The following is a 20453-nucleotide window of genomic DNA, read 5'->3' as shown; positions in this document are numbered from 1 at the left end:
CCTCGCCCGGCACTGCCCCTAATCCGCCGGGCCGAGCGTCTCCTTGATTTTGGCGGCGGCAAAACCGAATGCCTGGCGCAGCGTCGTCTTCGGCGGCAGTGAGACCTCGTCCGGGTTGGTAAGGATGTCCAGCAGCACCGGGCCGGGGTGGGCCAGGGCCGCGCTGATGGCGGCGTCCAGTTCCTCCGCCGCCTCGACCCGGACCGCGTGCAGGCCGCAGGAACCGGCCACCGCGGCCAGGTCGGGGTTGTGCAGAACGGTCCCGAACTCGGGCAGCCCCACCTCCTCCTGCTCCAGCTTCACCATGCCCAGCCGGCCGTTGTTGAACACCACGAGCTTCACGGGGAGGTCGTAGGCCACTGCCGTGAGCAGGTCCCCGAGCAGCATGGTCAGCCCGCCGTCCCCGCAAAAGGCCACGACCTGCCGGGACTTGTCCAGCGCGGCTGCGCCCAGCGCCTGGGGCATGGCGTTGGCCATGGAGCCGAGGTTGTAGGAGCCCAGCAGCCGCCGGTCCCCGTCCATGGCGACGAAGCGGGAGAGCCAGACCGTGGACATGCCGGTGTCGGAGGTGAAAATGGCGTCCTGGTCCGCATGGGCGTTGACGGCGGCGGCCACAGCTTCGGGCCGGATCCGCTCCTGCGGGTTGTCCACCGCGGCGCGGAGCCTTCCCGTCAGCGTCGCTTCGTAGCCCGGCGCCGCAAGCCGCGCCTGTTCCGCCGTCCAATCGACGTACTTCCTGCGGGCGCCGGCCAGGTGGCCCCCGTCCCGGCCGTCGCGCAGCAAGGGAAGCAGGAGGTCCAGCGCCAGGGCGGCGTCGCCCACCACCCCGTGGTCCACGTTGATGCGTGCTCCGATGTTCTCCCCGCGCACGTCAAGCTGGACCACCACCTTGCCTTCGGGCAGCCACTCCCGGTATGGGAAGTCCGTGCCCACCATCAGCAGCACGTCGCAGGAGTCCAGGGCATGCAGGGCGGCCGGGTTGCCGATCAGCCCGCTCTGGCCCACCTGGAAGTCATTGTCCTTCTCCAGGCCCTCCTTGGCCTTGAGGGTCAGCACCATGGGTGCCTGGAGGGCCCTGGCGGCGGCCAGCACCTGGGTCCGCGCCTCCCTGGCGCCCATGCCCACCAGCATGGTGACCGCCCCGGCGCCGTTGAGTGCCTGCGCGGCGACGGCGACGGCATCCGGCTCCGGGGACTGCCGCCGCCGGACATCCACAAAGTGCGGCCGCACGTCGGAGTCCGCCGGCTGGGAGCCGATGTCCCCGGGGATGCTCAGCACCGCGACGCCGGACAGGGTGCGGGCGGCGTTGACCGCCTGTTCGAGCAGGTAGGGCAGCTGCCCGGGACTGGTCACCGTCTTGCAAAACACTGCGACGTCGGCAAAGAGCTGATCGTTGTTGACTTCCTGGAAGAAGCCGCTGCCGATTTCCGCGCTGGGCACCTGGCCGCAGATGGCCAGCACGGGCGTGCGCGACTTCTTTGCGTCGTACAGGCCGTTCAGGAGGTGGATGGATCCGGGCCCCACCGTGCCCATGCAGACGCCGAGCACGCCGGAGAGCTGGGACTGGGCACCGGCGGCAAAGGCGGCCGCCTCCTCGTGCCGGACCCCTATCCATTCCAGCCGCTCTTCCGTCCGGATGGCGTCCGTAAGCGGGTTCAGCGCATCCCCCACCACGCCCCAGACCTGCCGGACGCCCAGGTCCGCGAGCGCAGTGACGATCATGCCGGCAAGAGTGCCCATTGTCTTCTCCCTGGTTGGACGTGGCCGCACGGCGGTGGAGCGGCCGGTGGATTTCTAGCTGCGTGGGAACGAGTCGGCGCTGGCAGCGGCCCAGTCCTGCGCCCAGTCCTGCGGCGGCTCGTGCAGGAGCTCGCCCGGCTCCAGCCAGTTGTACAGTTCCGCATATGACTGGGTGTTCATGTGGCCTATCCGGCGCCGGAGCATGGCCGGCGACAGCTCCGAGAAGTTGTGCACGCCCATCGAGGCGGCCATGCGCAGCGCCTCGCTGACGGTGGCGTGCTGGTAGCGCTGGACCCGGTGGCTTTTATCCTCGACGTCCAGGGCTGATGCCCGGCGCGGGTCCTGGGTGGCGACACCGACCGGGCACTGGTTGGTGTGGCACCGCTGGGACTGGATGCAGCCGGTCGCCATCATCATGGCCCGGGCGGCGTTCGTGTAGTCCGCACCCTGGATGACGCGCTTGATGATGTCGGTGCCCGTGGCGACCTTGCCGGAGGCACCGATGCGGATGCGGTCCCGCAGCCCGGTGCCCACCAGCGCATTGTGGACCAGCATGAGCCCCTCGGTCAGGGGCGTGCCCACGTGGTCTTCATATTCCAGGGGTGCAGCCCCCGTGCCGCCTTCGGAGCCGTCCACGATGATGAAGTCCGGTGTGATACCTTCTGCGGCCATGGCCTTGCAGATGCCCAGGAACTCACTGCGGGCCCCGACGCACAGCTTGAATCCCACCGGCTTTCCCTGGCCCAGGGTGCGCATCCTGGCCATGAACAGGACCAGCTCCCGCGGCGTGGAGAACACCTTGTGGGAGGCGGGGCTGACACATTTTTCGCCTTGGGGGACGCCGCGGGCCTGCGCAATTTCGGCGGTGACCTTCCCGGCCGGAAGCACCCCGCCGATGCCGGGCTTCGCGCCCTGGCTCAGCTTCAGGCTCAGGCACCGCACGGACGGGTGGGCCGCCTTGTCCGCATACATGTCCGGATCGAAGTCGCCCTGCCTGGTCCGTGCCCCAAAGTAGCCGCTGCCGATTTCCCACACCAGGTGCCCGCCGTGGCGCAGGTGGTAGTCGGTGAGGCCGCCTTCCCCGGTGTCGTGGGCGAAGCCGCCCATCGCGGCGCCCTTGTTCAAGGCCAGCAGCGCGTTGGCGGACAGCGCGCCAAAGCTCATGGCGGAAACGTTCAGCAGCGCCATGTCGTAGGGCTGCGTGCAGTCGGGCCCGCCGATCCGGACCCGGGGCTGGTGCTCCGGAGGCTCCAGCGGCGCCGTGCTGTGCACCAGATATTCATAGCCGACGGCGTTGACGTCCCGTTCCGTGCCGAACGCCTTCTCCTGGTTGGTGCCCTTGGCCCGCTCATAGATCAGGGAGCGGGTGTCCCTGTCATAAGGTCGGCCGTCAAAGTTGCGCTCGATGAAGTACTGCTGCATCTCGGGCCGGATGTATTCGAGCATGAAGCGCATGTGTCCCAGGACGGGGTAGTTGCGCAACACCGAATGCCGCTTCTGCACCACGTCGTGGATTGCCACCAGCAGCAGGAACAGCAGGACGGCCACCGCCACCCACCACCCCGCTCCCGTGAACCAGGCCAGCGCCACGGCGGCAAGCGTGAGGAAAGCCAGTGCACACAACATTGTGATCCGCAACATGGGGCCATGCTACTCCCCGGTTGCTCCCCCGCCTCGTACGTCGGCCGGGGACCCCTGCACCGTGGGCCCACCCGGCAACACCTTCCCTGCGTCAGTGGTGCGTGCCGGGCTCGTGTTCGGCGTGTCCCAGGGGCTCCAGCTGGAACGTGGAGTGCTCCACGCTGACGTCAAAGTGGCCGGCGACGCAGTGCTGGAGGGAATCGAGCATGGCGGCGGCGTGCCCGTCGTGGAAGCATTCGGGATCCACCACCACGTGGGCGGAGAGCACCGGCAGGCCCGTGGCGATCTGGCTGGCATGCAGGTCGTGGACCTCACGGACATGGTCCAGTTCCAGGATGTGTTCGCGCACCTTGGCCAGGTCCAGCCCGGCGGGGGTGGACTCGAGCAGGACGCCGATGGTTTCCAGCAGCAGCTTCACGGCGCGCGGCAGGATCAGCACGCCGATGAGCATGGCCACGACGGCGTCGGCCTGCATCCAGCCGGTGGCCGCGATGACAGCCGCCGCCACGATGACCGCCACCGAACCCAGTGCGTCGTTGAGCACCTCCAGGAACGCCGCCCGCATGTTGAAGTTCCGGCTGCGCCCGCCCAGCAGCACAAACAGCGAAATCAGGTTTCCCACCAGGCCGATCGCACCGAAAACCAGCATTTCCCGGGAGGCGATGTCCGCCGGATGGAACAGCCGCTGCACCCCTTCCACCAGCACCACCAGGCCGACGGCGAGCAACACCGCGGCCTGTGCCGTTGCGGCCAGCACTTCGGCACGGGCAAAGCCCCAGGTGCGCCGGTTCGTGGACGGCCTGGCCATCAGGCGGGCAGCCAGCAGCGCCATGGCCAGCCCGCCGGCGTCGGTCAGCACGTGGGCGGAGTCGAACAGCAGGGCCAGCGAACCCGTCAGCAGCGCACCGATGAGCTGCAAGGCAAAGACGGCCAAGGTCACGCCCAGCGCAACGGCGATGCGGCCCTGGTGGGTTTCCCCGGGGGCCCCGCCGTGGCTGTGTCCATGCGAATGGCTGTGTCCTGACATGCCACCATAGTACATCTTCCAATGAATCCATCAAAGGGTGTACCATAATGAGAATGAAGCCCATTAGCAACGCTGCCGTGCTGGCCAGGTTTGGCTATGCCATTTCCGACCCCACCAGGGCGCAGATCCTCATGGAGCTGGCCCACGCACCGAACTATCCGGCGGCCCTCGCGGACAAGCTGGAGGTCTCGCGCCAAAGCATGTCCAACCACCTCTCCTGCCTGCGCGACTGCGGCCTGGCCGTGGCCGTCCAGGAGGGGCGCCGGTCCCGCTACGAACTGGCCCACCCGGCGCTCGCCCATGCACTCAACGACCTGCTCGGCGTCGTGCTCCAAGCCAGCGAGGGCCACCTGCCCCACCCGTAGTTGCGGCGCCCGCTTCCGGGCCCGTGGTAGATCGGTACGGGCATGCACGCTCAGAGGATCAAGCCGCACGGGACGTCGTTGCCCCGGATGCAACCAGTCCCCGCAAGGGGAGGCTAAACACGACACTCAAAACCATGACCGGACTCTCCCAGTGGATACGCCCGAGCATCCACCCGTGACCAAGACCTCACAACTCAAAAGAAGGCCCTGACCGCCCCCGGGGTGCCACCGGAGGTGACTTTCACCGGCCATGGCCTCACCGGTGCGGGGATGCCCTGGCCGTCACCAAGCCCGACCGCCTGGCCCGGTCGTTGCGCAATGCAAAGGGCATCGTCGATGGGCCCACCCGCCGCGAGGCCAGGATCCGCATCGGCGGCCCTGTCAACGACCCCACCGTTCCCGTGGGCCTCCTCCTTTTCAACGTCCTTGGCGTCAATTTCCGCACCGATCCTGCCCGGACCCCATTTCCGGCAGGGGCGCCGGGGCCGATATCCTTGTCCGTGGCCGCGCACCTGTTCTGCGCACACACCACACACTGGGAAGGCACTGCCATGAGCCTATTGGGCACCAAATGGACCATCCACGGGGACGGCAGGACCGTCAAGCCGGGCCAGGTGGTGGCACCCCAGGAGCGGTTGGCCTGGCCGCTGACCATCGGGATCGGCCTGCAGCATGTGGTGGCCATGTTCGGCGCCACGTTCCTGGTGCCCATCCTTACAGGAATGCCGCCGGCCACGACCCTGTTTTTCTCCGGGATCGGCACCTTCTTCTTCCTGCTCCTCACCCGCGGCCGCGTCCCCAGCTACCTCGGTTCCAGCTTTGCCTTCATCGCCCCGATCATGGCGTCCCAAAAGGAGTTCGGCGTGGGAGGGGCGCTGGGCGGGGTGGTGATGGCCGGCGTCGTGCTGGCCCTGATCGGCGCGCTGGTGCAGAAGTTCGGCGCCACCTGGATCAACCGGCTCATGCCCGCGCCCGTGACAGGCACCATTGTGGCGCTGATCGGGCTGAACCTGGCGCCGTCCGCGAAAGACAACTTCCTCAAGGCCCCCGTCACCGCGTTCACCACACTGCTGGTGATCATCCTGGTCAGCGTGCTCTTCCGCGGCATCCTGGGCCGGCTGTCCATCCTGGTGGGCGTGGTGGTTGGCTACGTCGTGGCCGTGCTGCGCGGCGAGGTCGACTTCTCCGGCATCGACGGCGCTGCCTGGATCGGGCTGCCGCCGTTCCAGGCGCCCACGTTCCACGTCGCCGTGATCGGCCTGTTTGTGCCCGTGGTGCTGGTGCTGGTGGCGGAGAACATCGGCCACGTGAAGTCGGTGGCGCTGATGACCGGGGAGGACCTGGATCCCTACGCCGGGCGCGCCATCATGGCCGACGGCGTCGCCACCACCCTGGCCGGTCTCGGCGGCGGCTCCGGCACCACCACCTACGCGGAAAACATTGGCGTCATGGCGGCCACGAAGGTCTACTCCACGGCGGCCTACTATGTGGCGGCCTGCACGGCGCTGCTGCTGAGCTTCTTCCCGAAGTTCGGCGCCCTGATCGCCACCGTGCCCGTGGGCGTGCTGGGCGGCGCGGCCACACTGCTGTACGGCATGATCGGTGTGCTGGGAGTGCGGATCTGGGTGCAGAACAAGGTGGACTTTTCCAACACCATCAACCTGACCACCGCTGCCGTGGCGCTCATCGTGGGCGTGGCCGACTACACCTGGGCCGTGGGCGGCCTGCAGTTCGCCGGCATTGCGCTCGGCACGGCCGCGGCCCTGGTGGTCTACCACGGCATGCACGCGCTGGCGACGTGGCGCGGCACGGCGGCAGACCCCCTGGAGCCGGAAAAGGAACCCGCCCTCTGACCGAGGCCCGGTGACCCACCGCCCCGGGTGACCGGGCGTGTCGGGATCCGGGTTTCGACAGGCTCAACCGGCGGCAGGCTCAACCGGCGGCAGCTTAGATGCCGTTAAGGGCCTCCGAGGTGGCCCGCGTTGTGTGCCGGGCTGCGTCGGCCAGGGCGGCCTCCGGCGATCCGGCCACATCGGTGGCGCTCACTGCCGCCACCACGCCGTGCGCCGCCAACTCCTGGGGCGCCACGGCAATCCGGCCGGCCACCACGACGACGGGAATCCCCCTCGCGTGGGCGGCGTCGGCCACGCCGATGGGCGCCTTCCCCGACAGGGACTGCGCGTCCATGGAGCCCTCGCCCGTAATGACCAGGTCCGCGTCCGCCAGCGCCGCGTCCAGCCCCACCAGCTCCGCAACCAGGTCAAAACCACGCTCAATCGAGGCGTTGGCGTACGCCACAAACAGCGACGGAAAGCCGCCCGCCGCCCCGGCACCCGGAATGTCAATGTCCACGCCGGTGCTCTCCCGGACCAGCGACGCCAGGTGGCGCAGCCCGGCGTCGAGTTTCTCCACGGCGTCGTCGTCGGCACCCTTTTGCGGGCCGAAGATGTGGGCGGCGCCGTTGTAGCCGTACAGCGGGTTGTCCACGTCCACGGCCATGCGGATCCTGGCCGTGGCCAGGCGCGGGTCCAGCCCGGACGCGTCGACGGCGGCCACGTCCAGCAGCGAGCCGCCGCCCAGCGGCACCAGGTTGCCGTGGGCGTCCAGCAGCTTCAGGCCCAGCGCGCGCAGGGCGCCGGAACCGGCGTCGGTCATGGCCGAGCCGCCCAGGCCGATGATGATCTCGGTGGCACCGGCCTCCAGGGCGGCGGCAATGAGCTGCCCGGAACCGTAGGAATGGGCCCGCAAGGCGTTCTCCACGGTGGGCTCGGAAAGCAGGTAGCCACTGGCCTGGGCGGTTTCAATGACGGCCACATGGGTGTCCGGGTGGATGGCCCAGGCTGCGCCCACCGGCTTGATGATGGGGCCCACCACGGGGTTGAGGTGCTCCTCGAAGCCGGCTGCGACGGCCGCCTCAAGGGTGCCCTCGCCGCCGTCGGCCACGGGCAGGGTGGTCACCACGGCGTCGGGGTAGACCCGGAGGGCGCCTTCGCTCATGGCGGCGGCCGCTTCGACGCCGGTCAGGGTGCCCTTGAACTTGTCGGGCGCAATCAGGATTCGCATGGCTCCATCCTGCCAGCCCGGCCGGCATGTTACGCAGTCGGGGCGGGCGCCGTGGAGCCCGGCGCCGCGGGGTTCCCCTCCGCGGGCCAGTACCCCCGCTCCCGCATGACGCCGGCCAGCAGCTCCGCACGGTCCGTCATGATGCCGTCCACGCCCAGGTCCAGCAGCCGGTGCATCTGCGCAGGGTCGTTGATGGTCCACACGTGCACCTTCAGCCCCAGCCGGTGGGCCTTCGCGACGGACCGCCGCGTCACGAGCCTCATGGACTTGTAGTGCGTCGGGACCTGCAGCACGTCCACGGTGCGCATCATGGCCGCCAGGACCGGCACGGGCATCCATGACTGCAGCGCAAAATAGGCGGCCAGCAGCGTCTTGCCGGGTGAACAGGCCACCGGCCGGCCCAGCCGCGCGAGCACGTCCTTCCGCCGCCGGTCTGAAAACGACGCCACGCAGACCCGGTCATGCAGGCCGAATTCCCCAATGAGCGCGGCGAGGTTGGCCGCGGACCGGCCATCCTTGACGTCGATGTTGAAATTGGCGTCCGGCAAGGAGGCAAAGAGTTCCCGCAGCGTTGGGAGGGGTTCCCGCCCGGCCACGCGTGCCTGCCGGACGACGGCGTAGGGCAGTTCCGCGATGGCCCCGCCCTTGTCGGTGACGCGGTCCAGGGTGGGGTCGTGGAAGACCATGGTGACGCCGTCACTGGTGGTGTTGATGTCGGTTTCCAGGTAGAGGTAGCCCAGGTCCAGGGCTGCCCGGAAGGCGGGAAGCGTGTTTTCGCCTCCGGCGGGGGCGAATCCGCGGTGGGCGATGGCCAGCGGGACGGGCGATGCCAGGTAGGGCTTGGCGCGCTTCACGTCCGCCGCCTACGTCCGGTGCAGTGCGGCGAGGCGCTGCTCGATGATTTGGGCCACGCCGTCGTCCACCATGCGTGGGGCCTGCATGGCCGCGGCGGCGAGCGCATCCGGGTGGCCGCTGGCCATGGCGTAGCCGGCGCCGGCCCAGCCGAGCATTTCGATGTCGTTGGGCATGTCGCCAAACGCCAGTACGTCCGCGGCCTCGATGCCCTTGGAGGCGGCGTACTCGGCGAGGGTGACGGCCTTGTTGACGCCCAGCGGCCCCATTTCCAGCAGGGCCATATCCGGCGCGGAGTGCGTGACGGCGATCAGCCTGCCAATGCTCGGGCGGACCAGCTCCAGAAATTCATCCGCCGTGCCGGAGTGGAGGATGGAGAGCATCTTGATGATGCCGCCGTCCTCCATCGACGGGGCCAAGGGCGCGGGCACCACGTCCCTGACATTGGCCGGGCGGTCCCTGGCAAGGAAGCCGGGTTCCACGTGGAAGCCGTCGAGGCTTTCCAAGGCAAAATACGGCTCCGGGACCAGGTCCGTGATCCTGGCGCGGACCTCGGCCAGCGTCTCCCACGAAAGCAGGTGCGAGGCCACCACCGACTCGCTTTCCAGGCTGTAGGTGACGGCGCCGTTGGAGCAGATCACGGTTCCGGTGTGGCCGATTTGTTCCCGGATGGGGTCCAGCCAGCGCGGCGGGCGGCCGGTGACGAACACGATGTCGATCCCGGCGTCGGCGGCATCGCGGAAGGCGGCCACGGTGCGGGGGCTGATCCGTCCGTCGTGCCCCAGAATGGTTCCGTCGATGTCACTGGCAATTAAGCGCATACCCAAGGCTATCCAACTTCACGGGAAAGGGTGCACGGGGCCGCCCAGCATGCCTTATCGCCGATGAAGGGGCCAACCCGCGAGGAAGGTGTCAGTTGACACCTCTTTGGCGGGTTGGCCCCTTCATCGATGTGCGACGGCGAAAAGCGTGCGGGTTGGGGGCAGCCCTTACTGCACCTCGAAAATTCCCGTGATCCGGGCGCGGGCCAGGGTGTGGAAGGCCAGGTTGAAGCCCAGCACGGCCGGGGTGGCGTTCGGGTCCACGTCCAGCGCGGGGACGTCGACGGCGTGGACCACCACCATGTAGCGGTGCGGGCCGTGCCCGGCGGGAGGTGCGGCGCCCATGTAGCCGGGGAACCCGCCGTCGTTCTTCAGGGCCAGGGCGCCGTCGGGCAAAGGGGCACCCTCCGCCAGGGACGCCACGGACGCCGGGATGTTGGCCACGGCCCAGTGCCAGAAGCCGCTGGCCGTGGGCGCGTCGGGGTCGTACATGGTGACGGCGAAGCTGCGCGTGCCCTCCGGGAACCCGGACCAGGACAGCTGCGGGGACAGGTCCTGCCCGTCCGGGTGGCCGCCGGGATTGACTTGGCGCAGCGGCAGGGTGGCCCCGTCGGCAAAGGAAGTGCTGGTGAGCGTGAAGTCCGGGACGGGGGCAAGGAATGAGTAAGGGTCGAAATCATACATGGGGCTGGCCTTCCTGCAGTTCTTTTCGGGTGGGAGGGTTGGCGCCCGCGCGGGACACCGTGATGGCCGCGGCACGGGAGGCGTAACGGAGGATTTCCTCCAGTTGTTCACGGGTCATGGCACGCAGGGCGTCGCGGCGCTGGGCGCCGTCGAGTTCGCGGTCCACGAGGGCCCCCAGCAGCGCGGCCATGAAGGAATCCCCGGCGCCCACCGTGTCCACCACGGCCGTGGGCGGGACGGCGCACGCGGCCTCGCCGGCGGCGCACACGGCCCAGGGGCCGGCCGCGCCCTGCGTGACCACCACGACGGCGGGCCCTTCCGTGCCGCCCATGGCGAGCCAGCGGCGGGCCGAATCCTTCGGACGCGTGCCGGGGTAGAGCCACAGCAGGTCCTCGTCGGAGGCCTTGACGACGTCCGCGAGCGCCACGAACTTTTCGGCCTGCGCCCTCGCGTAGCCGGCGTCCGTGATGATGCTGGGGCGGGCGTTGGGGTCGTAGGAAATGGTGGCGGAGGGGTGGGCGGCAACGACGGCGTCGAAGACCTGCCCGGCTCCCGGGGCCAGCATGGCGGCGATGGAACCGGTGTGGAGCAGCGTGGTGGCGGCCGGCATGAAGCTGGGGACGCCCTGGCCGTCCGCGGACGGCAGTTCCCAGTCCAGCGCGAACTCGTATTCGGCGGCGCCGTCCGCACCGACGACGGCACGGGCAACGGAGGTGGGGAGCCCGTCCGGGGCCACGGGCACCAGGACGTCGTTGTCTTTGAGATGCCCGGCGATCATGTCACCGTAGGCGTCCCTGCCGAAGCGGCCCAGGAACTGCGCGGGGTGGCCCAGCCGGGCCAGCCCCACGGCCACGTTCAGGGGGCTGCCGCCCACGTGCGGCACCGGTTTCCGCCCCGGGCGCACCACTTCGTCGATCAGGGCTTCACCGATTACCGTCAGCATGCCACCAGCCTACGGCCATGGCCGGAAAAGGGTGGAACGCGGCGAAATTTCCCCCGCGGCATGTTCGCCTTCCACCGGCCGCTGCACATAGGCTCGAAGGCATGAGCAGCCATTGGGAACGCCTTGACGAATCACTGCGTCCCTCCGTCGCCGCCTCCGTCGCCACCTATGAACGTGCCCGCCCGCAGCTGCTGGCCGTGACGGCGGAAATGGAGGCGCTGGTGCGCGAGGTCATGGAAGACGCGGACGAGCGGCCGTTGTTTGTCACCAGCCGCACCAAGACGGTGGAGTCGTTCCGGGAAAAGGCATCGCGGATGGTGGCCGCCGAACCCGGCGCCGCCCCCGTGCTGGCATTTCCGGAGCCGCTGCGCAATCTTACCGACATGGTGGGGGTGCGGGTCATCACCACGCTCCCCGGGGAAAATGCCAACGTGGCGAACCTGAACAAGCGGCGCCGGAACATCTTTGACTGCCGCGGGGACCGGGAGAAGGACATTGGCTCCATCGAATCCGGCACCTACGGCTATTCCAGCCGGCACCTGATCCTGCGCAGCATCCACAATGACGTGGTGCGGGCGTACCAGGAGGTGCTGGATCCGGAGGCCAAGGCCAACGGCAGCTACTTTTTTGAGTGCCAGATCCGCACCATTTTTGCCCATGCCTGGAGCGAGATTGAGCACGACATCCGTTTCAAGGCTCAGGACCCGCGTGCCTGGAGCCCGTACTTTGACCGCCAGTTCACGGCCACGGCGGCCATGTTGGAGACCGTGGAATCGGCCTTCTCGGAGCTGCACGAACGCTACGAGACCGTGACGAGCTTTTGGGACGCGGAAGGCGAAGGTGCGGAGTCGCTGACCCCGAACCGGATCAAGGCCGTGTGGCAGACCCTGCTCCCGCATGTGGACCGGAAGGCCGACGACGACTGGGGCTGGGCCGCCGAGCTGGTCGCCGCGCACGGGCTCACCAGGACCATCGACCTGGCCGCGCTGCTACAGCCGGAAATCATCTCCAACGTCCGCAAGGCCCTGGACCACCGCTACTCCCCGGGCCCGGACAGGCTGCTGGACGACCTGCTGCTGTGGCAGTTTGGCCAGAGCCACATCGACTTGACGGCCGAGGACGCCGACGCCGGGCAGACGCCGCGGCGCGACAGCCTGCAGCGCCGCCACCAGCAGATGCAGCGCTACCGCAAGGCCATGGGCTTTTAGACGGCCGGAATCCGTATGCCCAGCAGTTCCAGCAGCCTCGCCGTCGAGCGGGTGGAATAGGACAGCGGGTCCTCCTCCCCGAGGGCAAAGCCGTACAGCAGCGACGCCGCGATGTTCTGCACCAGCATCTCCATGTCGCCGTCCGCCAGCATCCGGCCCGTCATGCGTTCCAGCCCGAGGTTCAGGGCCTGCGCCAACAGCGGCCGGTGGCTGCGGATGATCTCCTGCAGTTCCGGGTCGTGGCCGGCCTCCAGGATCGGGTTGAGCCGCATGGTGACCACGTCCGGGCCCAGCCTGGGGGCAAAATAGATGCCCGTCAGCCGCAGTGCCACCGACACGAGGCTGGATTCACCGCGCCGGCAGTCCAGGGCGGCCTTAAGGGCGCTTTCGGCGCGCAGGTCCTCGGCCCCTGCAACGGCAGTCCGGAACAGGTCCTTCTTGGACGGAAAATAGTAGTTCCCGGAGCCGGCGGCCAGCCCGGCGGCCTCGGCCACGCGTCGGTGCGTGACGGCGGAGGGGCCCTCGTCAATGAGCAATTGCGCGGCTGCCACGGCCATCAGCTCCCGTTTGGCCTGGCTACGACGTTGCTTGACTGTTCCCACCCCCGCTCGACTGGACTGCCGGAATATTTCCACCGCTTCCGGCGCTACACCAAAAGCCATACAACAGTATGGGTTTTGGGATGGGCCAGACCGGCCCACGCAACAGGGAAAGCGATTGCATCATGAGCATGGCAGCGGAAGCTCTCAAGATTGACTGGGCGACTATGCCTACGTACAACACCATCATGTCACTGGCCGCGGGGGCCGGGTTGCTGGCAGTGGTCATTTTTGGCCGTGACCTCCTCCGGCTCCGCCGCAACAAGGACGCCGCCGTCAGCACCGACGGCTGGTCCATGGCCTTTGGCGTGCTGGGCCTGATCCTCACCGCCACCGGCCTGCACATGACCTTGACGTGGCCGATGGCCGCAGGCGGCTTCCCGTTTGACAACATCATTTTCGGTGAGACCAGCCTGGGCTTTGGCGTGCTGTTGCTTGGCGCGGCCTTCTACCTGTGGCGCCGCGGCGGGGCCCTCACCTCGGCCCCCGACCCGGTTGCCTTCGCGGCCACGACGGCCCGCCCGCTGTCCCTCTTCATTGGCGGACTGGGCCTGAGCCTGTTCGCGATCGCCGCAGCCGGCATCAGCTACCAGCTTTTTGCCGCGCCGGCCGAGGAGCCTATTTCCGGAACCTTCGCCGCCTACCCCATGATTGAGGCCACGTTCATGTCCGGGCTGTTCGCCCTCGTCGGCGTCGGCGCAGTGCTGTTCCCCGTCGCCGTTGCCAAGCTCCGCACGTCCGGCGCTGCCGCGGCCGGGCTGGTCAAGGTGATCGGCGTGGTGTGGTTCCTGACCGGGCTGGCGTTCCTGCTCTTCGGTGCCATGAACTACTTCACGCACATCGGCCTCATCGTCCACACCATGTAGCTCGCGGGCCCGGCCTGGGTGCCGGGCCGGGTGCCGGGCCGGGGGCGGCCCCGGGCGGTCCCCGGGCCGCCGGGGCCGCCGGGGCCGCCGGGGCCGCCGGGGCCGTTGCACCCCATCCCATCACGTCCACATAATGGGATGACTTGTTCACGGGCTGGACCCGGCGGAAAATATAAAGGTGCCCCAGTCAACCAAATCCAGCCCGACATCCACCACGCCCGCCCAGGCGGACCGCACCGCGAGGATCGCCGTGACGGTCTTTCCGCTGCTCGTCGTCGTGGCCGGCGTCCTCGGCTTCCTGCTCCCCGGCTCCTTCAAGCCGATGGCCCCGTCCGTGCCGTACCTGCTGGGCATCATCATGTTCTGCATGGGCCTGACGCTGACGCTGCCCGACTTCGCCGCCGTCGCCAAGCGCCCGTGGGCCGTGGCACTGGGGCTCGCCGCCCACTACGTCATCATGCCCGGCGCGGGCTGGCTCATTGCAATGGGCCTGCACCTGAGCCCGGAGCTGGCGGCCGGCGTGATCCTGGTGGGCTGCGCACCCAGCGGGACGTCGTCGAACGTCATGGCCTTTCTGGCCAAGGGCGATGTTGCCCTGTCCGTGGCCGTTGCCACCGTCTCCACGCTCGTGGCCCCCATCGTCATGCCCGCCCTGACGCTCTTTTTGGCCGGTTCCTTCCTGAACGTCGACGCCGGCGCCATGATGCTGGACATCCTCAAGACCGTGCTGCTGCCGGTCATCGCGGGCCTGGTGGTGCGATTGTTCCTCAACCGTGTGGTGGACTTTGTGCTGCCGGTGCTGCCGTGGATTTCCGCCGTGGTCATCTCCCTGATCGTGGCCATTGTGGTGGCGGGGTCCGCGTCCAAGATCGTGGCCGCCGGCGGCATCGTGTTCCTGGCCGTGGTCCTGCACAACGGCTTTGGCCTGGGCCTGGGCTACCTGGCCGGCAAGGCCGGCCGCCTGGACGCCCGCGCCCGGCGTGCCCTGGCCTTCGAGGTGGGCATGCAGAACTCGGGCCTGGCGGCCACCCTGGCCACCGCCCACTTCTCCCCGCTGGCCGCCCTGCCCTCCGCAGTGTTCTCGGTCTGGCACAACATCTCCGGCGCGGTCGTGGCCGCCTGGCTGGCCCGCAAGCCGCTCGCCGCCAGGTAGCGGCACCCCTGTCCAGCCGGCCTGTCTACCCCGTCCCGTTCACTCCGCCTGGACCCGCTTCATCGACGCCTCGATGCCGGGGACCATGGGGGCGCCTGGTGGCGTTCATGGCTGGACTGGCCGCAGCCGTTGGGCCCGGTGGCAATGGCCTCCATGCAGGCGGTGTCGCTGGAAGCCATGGCGCCAATTTTCCCACGGCCAATTGATGGTTCAGCTTGCGCGGGTTGGGCGGGTTTCAGCCCGCACAAGCTGCACCGCCGGATCGTGGTGCCTGGACCGGCTCAGCCCAATTTCCCGTTGATCCGTTGCGGCACGCCGAGCGGGTTGTCGTCGCGAAGCGCCGCGGGCAGCAGGTGCGCGGGCAGGCCCTGGTAGGCCACCGGGCGCAGGAACCGTGTGATCCCGGCCGTGCCCACCGACGTCGTCGTGGGTGCCGTGGTGGCCGGGTACGGCCCGCCGTGCTGCTGCGCGTAGGTCACCGACACGCCCGTGGGCCACTCGTTCCACAGCACGCGCCCGGCCTTTTTTGCCAGCAGCCGCACCAGCTCCGGTGCCACGTCTTCCGTCCCCTCCCCCTGGATCGACGCCGTCAGCTGCCCGTCCAGGACCCGGGCCACGGCCAACAGCTCCTGCTCGGAGTGGTACGTCGCCACCAGGGCGGACGGGCCAAAGCATTCGGTGACCAGGCCGTCCGGGTCGGCCAACAGGGCGGACGCCGTGGTCACGGTCAGCGCCGGGGCCGGCGGAACGTCAAAGGTGCCTTCCACGGCACCCAGGGCGTCAACGGCGTCGTGCTCCAACAGCGCGGACAGGGACGCCGTGTAGCCGGACTGGATGTGGCCGTTGAGCAGTGGCGCCGCCTCCGGGCGCGCCGCGGCGGACAGTTCGCCCGGCATCGACGAGGCGGCCGGGACCAGCAGGATCCCCGGCTTGGTGCAGAACTGCCCCGCGCCCAGGGTGTACGAGGCCACGAATTCGGCCACGATGTCCGCCCCGCGCGCCGCCGCGGCCGCCTCCGTCACGAACACGGGGTTCACGCTGCCCAGCTCGCCGTAAAACGGGATGGGCTCGGGCCGGGAGGCGGCCAGGTCAAACAGGGCGCGCCCGCCGGCAAGGGAACCGGTGAATGCCCCGGCCTTGATCCGCGGGTCCAGCAGCGCGTCCCTCCCCACCTGGGTTCCGTAGACAAGTTGCAGCAGCCCGTCCGGCGCCCCGGCCGCGCGCAGGGCAGCGGCGGCAACGCGTCCGACGGCGGCCGAGAGCCTGGGGTGCCCCGGGTGCGCCTTGAGCACCACGGGACACCCGGCGGCGAGTGCCGAGCAGCTGTCGCCGCCCATGACGCTGAACGCAAAGGGAAAGTTGCTGGCGGCAAAGACCAGCACCGGGCCAAGGGGTTCAAGCACGCGGCGCAGGTCCGGCCGGGCTCCCATGGGCCAGCCGGCGTCGGCATGGTCGATCCGCGCGTCAAGGTAGCCGCCGTCGGTGAGGAGTTCGGCGAAGAGGCGCAGCTGGAAGGTGGTCCGCTTCAGCTCCCCGGACAGGCGCCCGGCGGTGAGGGAGGTTTCCTCCTGTGCGAGCGGGACCAGTTCCGGCGCGGCCGCGTCCAGCGCGTCCGCCACGGCGGTGAGGGCGGCGGCCCGGCCGGCAGCCGGCGCCGCCGCCCACATTGTGGCGGCAGCGTCCGCGGCCGCCACAATGCGTTCAAGTTCCGCGGGGGTGGTGTCGGCAATGCTCATGTCGGGTCTCCTTTGGCAGCGGGTGTTTCCAGGGGTGGCAAGGCCGGTTCCGGTTGCCCGGGGGCCATGGCCGCCAGCTGCCCCAGCGGCACCGGCGCGGCCAGTGCGCGCTTGGCCATGGCGCGCAGGTCGGCGGCAGCCGCCGGCCCTCCGAACGGGCGGCCGGCCAGGTTGGCGGCGATGGACGCGGCGGCGTAGCCGCACACGCGCCCCTGGCACCAGCCCATGCCGGGCCGGGCAAATGATTTCAGGCTGCGCGCGTCCCGGGCGCCGAGTTCCACGTGGGCGCGGCACAGCTCGCCGTAGCTGACTTCCTCGCAGCGGCACACCACGGTTTCGGGCACCAGCCAGCCCTGCCAGCGTTCCGGGACGGGGTTGGCACGGTGCATGGCCACGGCAAAGCCACGCAGCCTGGCCCGTTCGCGCTGCAGCCGGGCAATCCGGGCGCCGAGCCCGGCGGCGCCGGCCCGTGCCCCGCCGGATTCCGCCGCGACGCACAGCGCTGCCAGCTCGCCCTCGACGACGGCCATCGAGGCGCCGCCGACGCCGGCCGCCTCGCCGGCCACGCTGATGCCGGGGACGCCGGTAGCCAACCTGTCGTCCACCACGGCCACGAGCGAGCCGTCCACGTCCATCGTGGTTGCGGCGCCGGCGGCGAGCACCAGTTCCAACTGGGGGGTGAAGCCCCAGCCGAGCGCCACGACGTCGCAGCTGACCCGCCTGCCGGTTCCTGGCACAACCATGCCATCACGGGCCAGGTGTGACATGGTGACGGCCTCCACCCTGTCCGTGCCGTGGATTTCGGTGACGGCCGTGCGCACCCGGTACGGGATGCGGTGCCGGGCCAGCGCGGCCGCGTAGGCGGCGCCCTCCACGGCCTTCTCCGGCGCCTGCACCGCGCCGCGCAGGTTCCGCAGCCAGCCGGCCGGGCTGTTGGCCTCACAAATCGCGGCCACCCTGACTCCTGCCCCCGCCAGCCCGGTCGCCACAGGGAGCAGGAACGGGCCGGTCCCGGCTACAACGGCAACCTTGCCGGCGGCGGTGCCGCTGCCTTTCAGGAGCGCCTGGACACCGCCCGCGGCCATGACGCCCGGCAGGTCCCACCCGGGAACGGGCAGCTGGCGGTCGTAGCCGCCGGGGCAAAGGATGAGGCGGCGGGCGCGGACCGTGGCGGGCAGCGCGTCCGGCGCACCGCCCGGAACGTCCAGGGCGGGTGCCAGGTGCAGCACGCCCGCCGCCGGACCGGCCGCCAGCAGCCACACCTGGGCGTTGCGCCAATACGTGATGCGGCCGGCGGATTCATGGGCGTACAGCCGGGCGCGAAGCACCGCGAATTGCTGCCAGCCGTGGTGGCCGGCGGGCTCCGGGGCGCCGGCCGACGCCTCCCCCTCCACCGGGTGCCGCCAAAACTGCCCGCCCGGCTGCGCCCCGGCGTCCACGAGCGCCACGGACAGCCCGGCACCGGCGGCATGCACGGCGGCGGCCAGCCCGGCCGGCCCGGCGCCCACCACGGCCACGTCAAACATCGCGCCCCTCCCCCGCATCTTCGGACTCCGTGCGCAGTTCCATGCCGTCCCGTGCGGGGGTGAGGCAGGCGCGCTGGTTGGGGACGCCGTCGACCGTCAACAGGCAGTCAAAGCAGACGCCGATGCCACAGAACAGCCCGCGCGGGCGCCCTGCGTGGCGGGTGGTGCGCCACGAGGCGATGCCCGCACCGGCCAGGGCGGCGCCGACCGTTTGGCCCGGCCGGGCGGACAGCGGGGCGCCGTCCAGGGACAGCTGAAGCTCAGGCATGGGCGGCCTCCGTCTCGGGGTCCGGGGAGTGCAGGTCGAAGCGTTCGGGGGCAAACGGCGCCAGGTCCATGGCGGGTGTGGCGCCGGCCAGGGACGCGGCAATCAGTGCCCCGGTCCCCACGGCGAGGCCGATTCCCGCGCCTTCGTGCCCGCAGGCGTGCCACAACCCGGGGGCCCGCGGGTCGGGGCCGATCACGGGCAGGTGGTCGGGGCAGTAAGGCCGGAATCCGGAGTAGCTGCGCAACGCCTTCACGCCGGCCAGGAACGGGAACAGCGCGATGGCCTTGCCTGCCATTTCGGCCAGGACACGGGGGTTGAACTGCTTGTCAAAGCCCACGCGTTCGCGGCTGGAGCCGATCAGGATGGTGCCGCCGCGGGTGCCCTCCACCACGGGGGACGTCTGCAGGCCTGCGTCGGAGCTGGCCACGTTGTCCACGTATTCGGCCGCGTAGACCTTGTGCCGCACCATGGGGGGAAGCGGTTCGGTGACCATCACGTAGCCCTTGCGCGGCAGCACGGGGACGTTGACGCCGGCCAGCTGCGCGACGGCCCCGCCCCAGGTGCCGGCGGCGTTGACCACGGCGTTCGCGGAAATGGCGCCGCGGCCGGTGGCCACGCCCGTCACCCTGCCGCCGGACCGCGTGAACCCGGTGACGCCCGTGTCCGGGTGGACGGTGGCGCCCAGCGTGCGTGCCAGCCGCAGCAGGTGGGCGGCGGCGAGCATGGGCTGCACCTGCGCGTCCTGGGGGTAGTACGCGCCGCCCGCCAGGCCGGGGGCCAGCTGCGGCTCATGGTCAGCCAGGTCCTGCGCGTCCACCAGTTCGACGTCGATACCCGCCTCCCGCTGCCTGCCCGCCAGCCGCTCGAGGTTGGCCTGGGTGCCGGGCCTGGCGGACACCACCAGGCCGCCCTTGGATTCAAATTCCCAAAGGTGGCCGAATTCGGCCAGCTCTCCGCGCCACAGGGATTGGGAATACTGCGCCAGCTCGAGTTCGGGGCCGGCCTCCTTGTCGGAGACCAGGAGGTTTCCCTCGCAGGCGCTGGAGGTGCCGCCGGCAACGGCGCCCTGGTCCACGACGGCCACGCGGAACCCAGCACGCGCGGCAGCGTACGCACACGCGGCGCCCACGGCGCCGGCGCCGATGACTACGACGTCAGCAGAGCGGGGCAGCAACATTTCAGTAGTATGTCACATGTCACAGCTGGCGAACACCCCCTGTCCGACCGGTGTGCCGTGACGGCTTCCGCGGATGCGGGAGGCCCTACGGCCTGGCCCATTCGCCGCGGACGTGGCCGATGTGCCGGGTCATCAGCGCCTGCGCCTCGGCGGCCTTGCCGTCAGCCATCAGCTCCACCAGGTCCAGGTGCTCCACGGCCATCCCGCGCAGCTCCCCGGAAGCGGCCAGGGGCGCCAGGCCCAGCAGCCGGGTGTGCGCCCGTAGCTCGGTGATGAGCGTGACGAGGCGTTTGTTGCCGCTGTACTCCAGGATGGCGATGTGGAAGGCGCGGTCCGCCTCGGTATAGGAAATCAGCTCACCCTGGCCGGCAAAGTCAACGATGGCGGCGGCCATCCCGCGCAGCCGTTCCAGCCCGTCCGCATCGATCAACGGCGTCACGGCGGCAACCGTGGGCGGTTCGATGAGCAGGCGCAGGGCCGTGATTTCATCAAGGTCGGCGTCGGAGACCTCGGTGACGCGGAAGCCCTTGTTGGGCAGCGAGACCACCAGCCCCTCCTTGACAAGGTCCAGCATGGCCTCGCGGACCGGCGTGGGTGAAACGCCAAAACGCTTCCCCAGGGTCGGCGCCGAATACACCTCCCCGGGCTTCATCTCCCCGGAAATGACGGCAGCCCGCAGGGCCTGGGCCACCGTTTCGCGCAGGCTCACACTCTTCTTGACGGCAGCGAGGTGCGTCGTCGTCTCCATGGAGCCCATGGCCCCTCCGTTCCCCAGCCCTGCATT

General features: G+C 69.8%; 19 protein-coding genes. 5 read left to right on the top strand and 14 right to left on the bottom strand.

Annotated elements, in window-relative coordinates; translation table 11 throughout:
* Window positions 1-18: 18 nt before the first annotated feature.
* The 3 genes from MMF96_RS00575 to MMF96_RS00565 form a co-directional block, all read right to left on the bottom strand.
* Window positions 19-1740 (bottom strand): thiamine pyrophosphate-dependent enzyme, encoded by a 1722-nt coding sequence (locus MMF96_RS00575; RefSeq protein WP_176616305.1) that lies wholly within the window; start codon window positions 1738-1740, stop codon window positions 19-21.
* 54 nt (window positions 1741-1794) lie between these two features.
* Window positions 1795-3381: an FMN-binding glutamate synthase family protein gene (locus tag MMF96_RS00570; protein ID WP_176616304.1), complete on the bottom strand. Its 1587-nt coding sequence runs from the start codon at window positions 3379-3381 to the stop codon at window positions 1795-1797.
* Between the two features lie 91 nt (window positions 3382-3472).
* Window positions 3473-4408 carry a cation diffusion facilitator family transporter gene (locus tag MMF96_RS00565; protein ID WP_176616303.1) on the bottom strand — a complete coding sequence of 312 codons (936 nt, stop codon included), beginning with the start codon at window positions 4406-4408 and terminating at the stop codon, window positions 3473-3475.
* 53 nt (window positions 4409-4461) lie between these two features.
* Between MMF96_RS00565 and MMF96_RS00560 the strand changes: the two genes are divergently transcribed.
* Together MMF96_RS00560 and MMF96_RS00555 are read left to right on the top strand one after the other, a co-directional pair.
* Window positions 4462-4773 (top strand): helix-turn-helix transcriptional regulator, encoded by a 312-nt coding sequence (locus MMF96_RS00560; RefSeq protein ID WP_113716468.1) that lies wholly within the window; start codon window positions 4462-4464, stop codon window positions 4771-4773.
* Window positions 4774-5324: 551 nt separating this feature from the next.
* Window positions 5325-6626, top strand: coding sequence for a uracil-xanthine permease family protein (locus MMF96_RS00555; RefSeq protein WP_176616339.1), 1302 nt, complete (start codon window positions 5325-5327; stop codon window positions 6624-6626).
* 94 nt (window positions 6627-6720) lie between these two features.
* Here the strand turns inward: MMF96_RS00555 and MMF96_RS00550 are convergent, their stop codons facing one another.
* The 5 genes from MMF96_RS00550 to MMF96_RS00530 form a co-directional block, all read right to left on the bottom strand.
* Complete coding sequence (locus MMF96_RS00550) at window positions 6721-7836, bottom strand: glycerate kinase (RefSeq protein WP_176616302.1); 1116 nt, start codon at window positions 7834-7836, stop codon at window positions 6721-6723.
* A gap of 29 nt (window positions 7837-7865) precedes the next feature.
* Entirely contained in the window at window positions 7866-8690 is an 825-nt protein-coding gene (locus MMF96_RS00545) for a glycerophosphodiester phosphodiesterase (RefSeq protein WP_256882219.1), read from the bottom strand.
* Between the two features lie 9 nt (window positions 8691-8699).
* Window positions 8700-9509 carry an HAD family hydrolase gene (locus tag MMF96_RS00540; RefSeq protein ID WP_256882218.1) on the bottom strand — a complete coding sequence of 270 codons (810 nt, stop codon included), beginning with the start codon at window positions 9507-9509 and terminating at the stop codon, window positions 8700-8702.
* 168 nt (window positions 9510-9677) lie between these two features.
* On the bottom strand, window positions 9678-10193 hold the full coding sequence (locus tag MMF96_RS00535) for a YbhB/YbcL family Raf kinase inhibitor-like protein (protein ID WP_176616300.1): 516 nt from the start codon (window positions 10191-10193) through the stop codon (window positions 9678-9680).
* Window positions 10186-11136 (bottom strand): carbohydrate kinase, encoded by a 951-nt coding sequence (locus tag MMF96_RS00530; protein WP_176616299.1) that lies wholly within the window; start codon window positions 11134-11136, stop codon window positions 10186-10188. Before MMF96_RS00530 ends, MMF96_RS00535 begins: the two co-directional genes overlap by 8 nt.
* Before the next feature lie 101 nt (window positions 11137-11237).
* Here MMF96_RS00530 and MMF96_RS00525 point away from each other — a divergent pair, with 101 nt between their 5' ends.
* Window positions 11238-12344 carry a GTP pyrophosphokinase family protein gene (locus MMF96_RS00525; protein ID WP_256882217.1) on the top strand — a complete coding sequence of 369 codons (1107 nt, stop codon included), beginning with the start codon at window positions 11238-11240 and terminating at the stop codon, window positions 12342-12344.
* On the opposite strand, the gene MMF96_RS00520 is transcribed toward MMF96_RS00525, so the two are convergent.
* A complete protein-coding gene (locus MMF96_RS00520) occupies window positions 12341-12946 on the bottom strand; it encodes a TetR family transcriptional regulator (RefSeq protein ID WP_176616297.1) in 606 nt (201 codons plus the stop codon). The two genes, MMF96_RS00525 and MMF96_RS00520, sit on opposite strands and share 4 nt — an antisense overlap.
* A 128-nt stretch (window positions 12947-13074) precedes the next feature.
* Between MMF96_RS00520 and MMF96_RS00515 the strand changes: the two genes are divergently transcribed.
* On the top strand, window positions 13075-13809 hold the full coding sequence (locus tag MMF96_RS00515; protein WP_256882216.1) for a DUF981 family protein: 735 nt from the start codon (window positions 13075-13077) through the stop codon (window positions 13807-13809).
* 178 nt (window positions 13810-13987) lie between these two features.
* Window positions 13988-14962: a bile acid:sodium symporter family protein gene (locus tag MMF96_RS00510; protein WP_256882215.1), complete on the top strand. Its 975-nt coding sequence runs from the start codon at window positions 13988-13990 to the stop codon at window positions 14960-14962.
* Between the two features lie 281 nt (window positions 14963-15243).
* On the opposite strand, the gene MMF96_RS00505 is transcribed toward MMF96_RS00510, so the two are convergent.
* The 5 genes from MMF96_RS00505 to MMF96_RS00480 all read right to left on the bottom strand — a co-directional run bounded on the left by MMF96_RS00505 (window position 15244) and on the right by MMF96_RS00480 (window position 20426).
* Window positions 15244-16698, bottom strand: a complete 1455-nt coding sequence (locus tag MMF96_RS00505; RefSeq protein WP_256882214.1) for an aldehyde dehydrogenase family protein — start codon at window positions 16696-16698, stop codon at window positions 15244-15246.
* A complete protein-coding gene (locus MMF96_RS19515; protein ID WP_306295612.1) occupies window positions 16695-18224 on the bottom strand; it encodes an NAD(P)/FAD-dependent oxidoreductase in 1530 nt (509 codons plus the stop codon). Before MMF96_RS19515 ends, MMF96_RS00505 begins: the two co-directional genes overlap by 4 nt.
* The gene (locus MMF96_RS00490) at window positions 18217-18492 is read right to left on the bottom strand and encodes a (2Fe-2S)-binding protein (RefSeq protein ID WP_176616292.1); all 276 of its coding nucleotides are present in this window, start codon (window positions 18490-18492) and stop codon (window positions 18217-18219) included. Before MMF96_RS00490 ends, MMF96_RS19515 begins: the two co-directional genes overlap by 8 nt.
* On the bottom strand, window positions 18485-19669 hold the full coding sequence (locus tag MMF96_RS00485) for an FAD-binding oxidoreductase (RefSeq protein WP_256882213.1): 1185 nt from the start codon (window positions 19667-19669) through the stop codon (window positions 18485-18487). The genes MMF96_RS00490 and MMF96_RS00485 overlap by 8 nt, the downstream gene beginning before the upstream one ends.
* A gap of 85 nt (window positions 19670-19754) precedes the next feature.
* The gene (locus MMF96_RS00480) at window positions 19755-20426 is read right to left on the bottom strand and encodes a GntR family transcriptional regulator (RefSeq protein ID WP_256882212.1); all 672 of its coding nucleotides are present in this window, start codon (window positions 20424-20426) and stop codon (window positions 19755-19757) included.
* Between the last annotated feature and the right edge of the window lie 27 nt (window positions 20427-20453).

Source organism: Arthrobacter sp. STN4, from assembly GCF_024539665.1.
In the GTDB taxonomy this organism is placed as follows: domain Bacteria; phylum Actinomycetota; class Actinomycetes; order Actinomycetales; family Micrococcaceae; genus Specibacter.
The sequence above is the reverse complement of the archived record's forward strand: the minus strand, read 5'-3'. Positions and strand labels throughout refer to the sequence as shown.

What these genes read in the sequence shown, in the direction of transcription:
- MMF96_RS00575 (WP_176616305.1), bottom strand. Translation starts at nt 1,740, where the DNA reads ATGGGCACTCTTGCCGGCATGATCGTCACTGCGCTCGCGGACCTGGGC.
- MMF96_RS00570 (WP_176616304.1), bottom strand. Translation starts at nt 3,381, where the DNA reads ATGTTGCGGATCACAATGTTGTGTGCACTGGCTTTCCTCACGCTTGCC.
- MMF96_RS00565 (WP_176616303.1), bottom strand. Translation starts at nt 4,408, where the DNA reads ATGTCAGGACACAGCCATTCGCATGGACACAGCCACGGCGGGGCCCCC.
- MMF96_RS00560 (WP_113716468.1), top strand. Translation starts at nt 4,462, where the DNA reads ATGAAGCCCATTAGCAACGCTGCCGTGCTGGCCAGGTTTGGCTATGCC.
- MMF96_RS00555 (WP_176616339.1), top strand. Translation starts at nt 5,325, where the DNA reads ATGAGCCTATTGGGCACCAAATGGACCATCCACGGGGACGGCAGGACC.
- MMF96_RS00550 (WP_176616302.1), bottom strand. Translation starts at nt 7,836, where the DNA reads ATGCGAATCCTGATTGCGCCCGACAAGTTCAAGGGCACCCTGACCGGC.
- MMF96_RS00540 (WP_256882218.1), bottom strand. Translation starts at nt 9,509, where the DNA reads ATGCGCTTAATTGCCAGTGACATCGACGGAACCATTCTGGGGCACGAC.
- MMF96_RS00535 (WP_176616300.1), bottom strand. Translation starts at nt 10,193, where the DNA reads ATGTATGATTTCGACCCTTACTCATTCCTTGCCCCCGTCCCGGACTTC.
- MMF96_RS00530 (WP_176616299.1), bottom strand. Translation starts at nt 11,136, where the DNA reads ATGCTGACGGTAATCGGTGAAGCCCTGATCGACGAAGTGGTGCGCCCG.
- MMF96_RS00525 (WP_256882217.1), top strand. Translation starts at nt 11,238, where the DNA reads ATGAGCAGCCATTGGGAACGCCTTGACGAATCACTGCGTCCCTCCGTC.
- MMF96_RS00515 (WP_256882216.1), top strand. Translation starts at nt 13,075, where the DNA reads ATGGCAGCGGAAGCTCTCAAGATTGACTGGGCGACTATGCCTACGTAC.
- MMF96_RS00505 (WP_256882214.1), bottom strand. Translation starts at nt 16,698, where the DNA reads ATGAGCATTGCCGACACCACCCCCGCGGAACTTGAACGCATTGTGGCG.
- MMF96_RS19515 (WP_306295612.1), bottom strand. Translation starts at nt 18,224, where the DNA reads ATGTTTGACGTGGCCGTGGTGGGCGCCGGGCCGGCCGGGCTGGCCGCC.
- MMF96_RS00490 (WP_176616292.1), bottom strand. Translation starts at nt 18,492, where the DNA reads ATGCCTGAGCTTCAGCTGTCCCTGGACGGCGCCCCGCTGTCCGCCCGG.
- MMF96_RS00485 (WP_256882213.1), bottom strand. Translation starts at nt 19,669, where the DNA reads ATGTTGCTGCCCCGCTCTGCTGACGTCGTAGTCATCGGCGCCGGCGCC.
- MMF96_RS00480 (WP_256882212.1), bottom strand. Translation starts at nt 20,426, where the DNA reads ATGGGCTCCATGGAGACGACGACGCACCTCGCTGCCGTCAAGAAGAGT.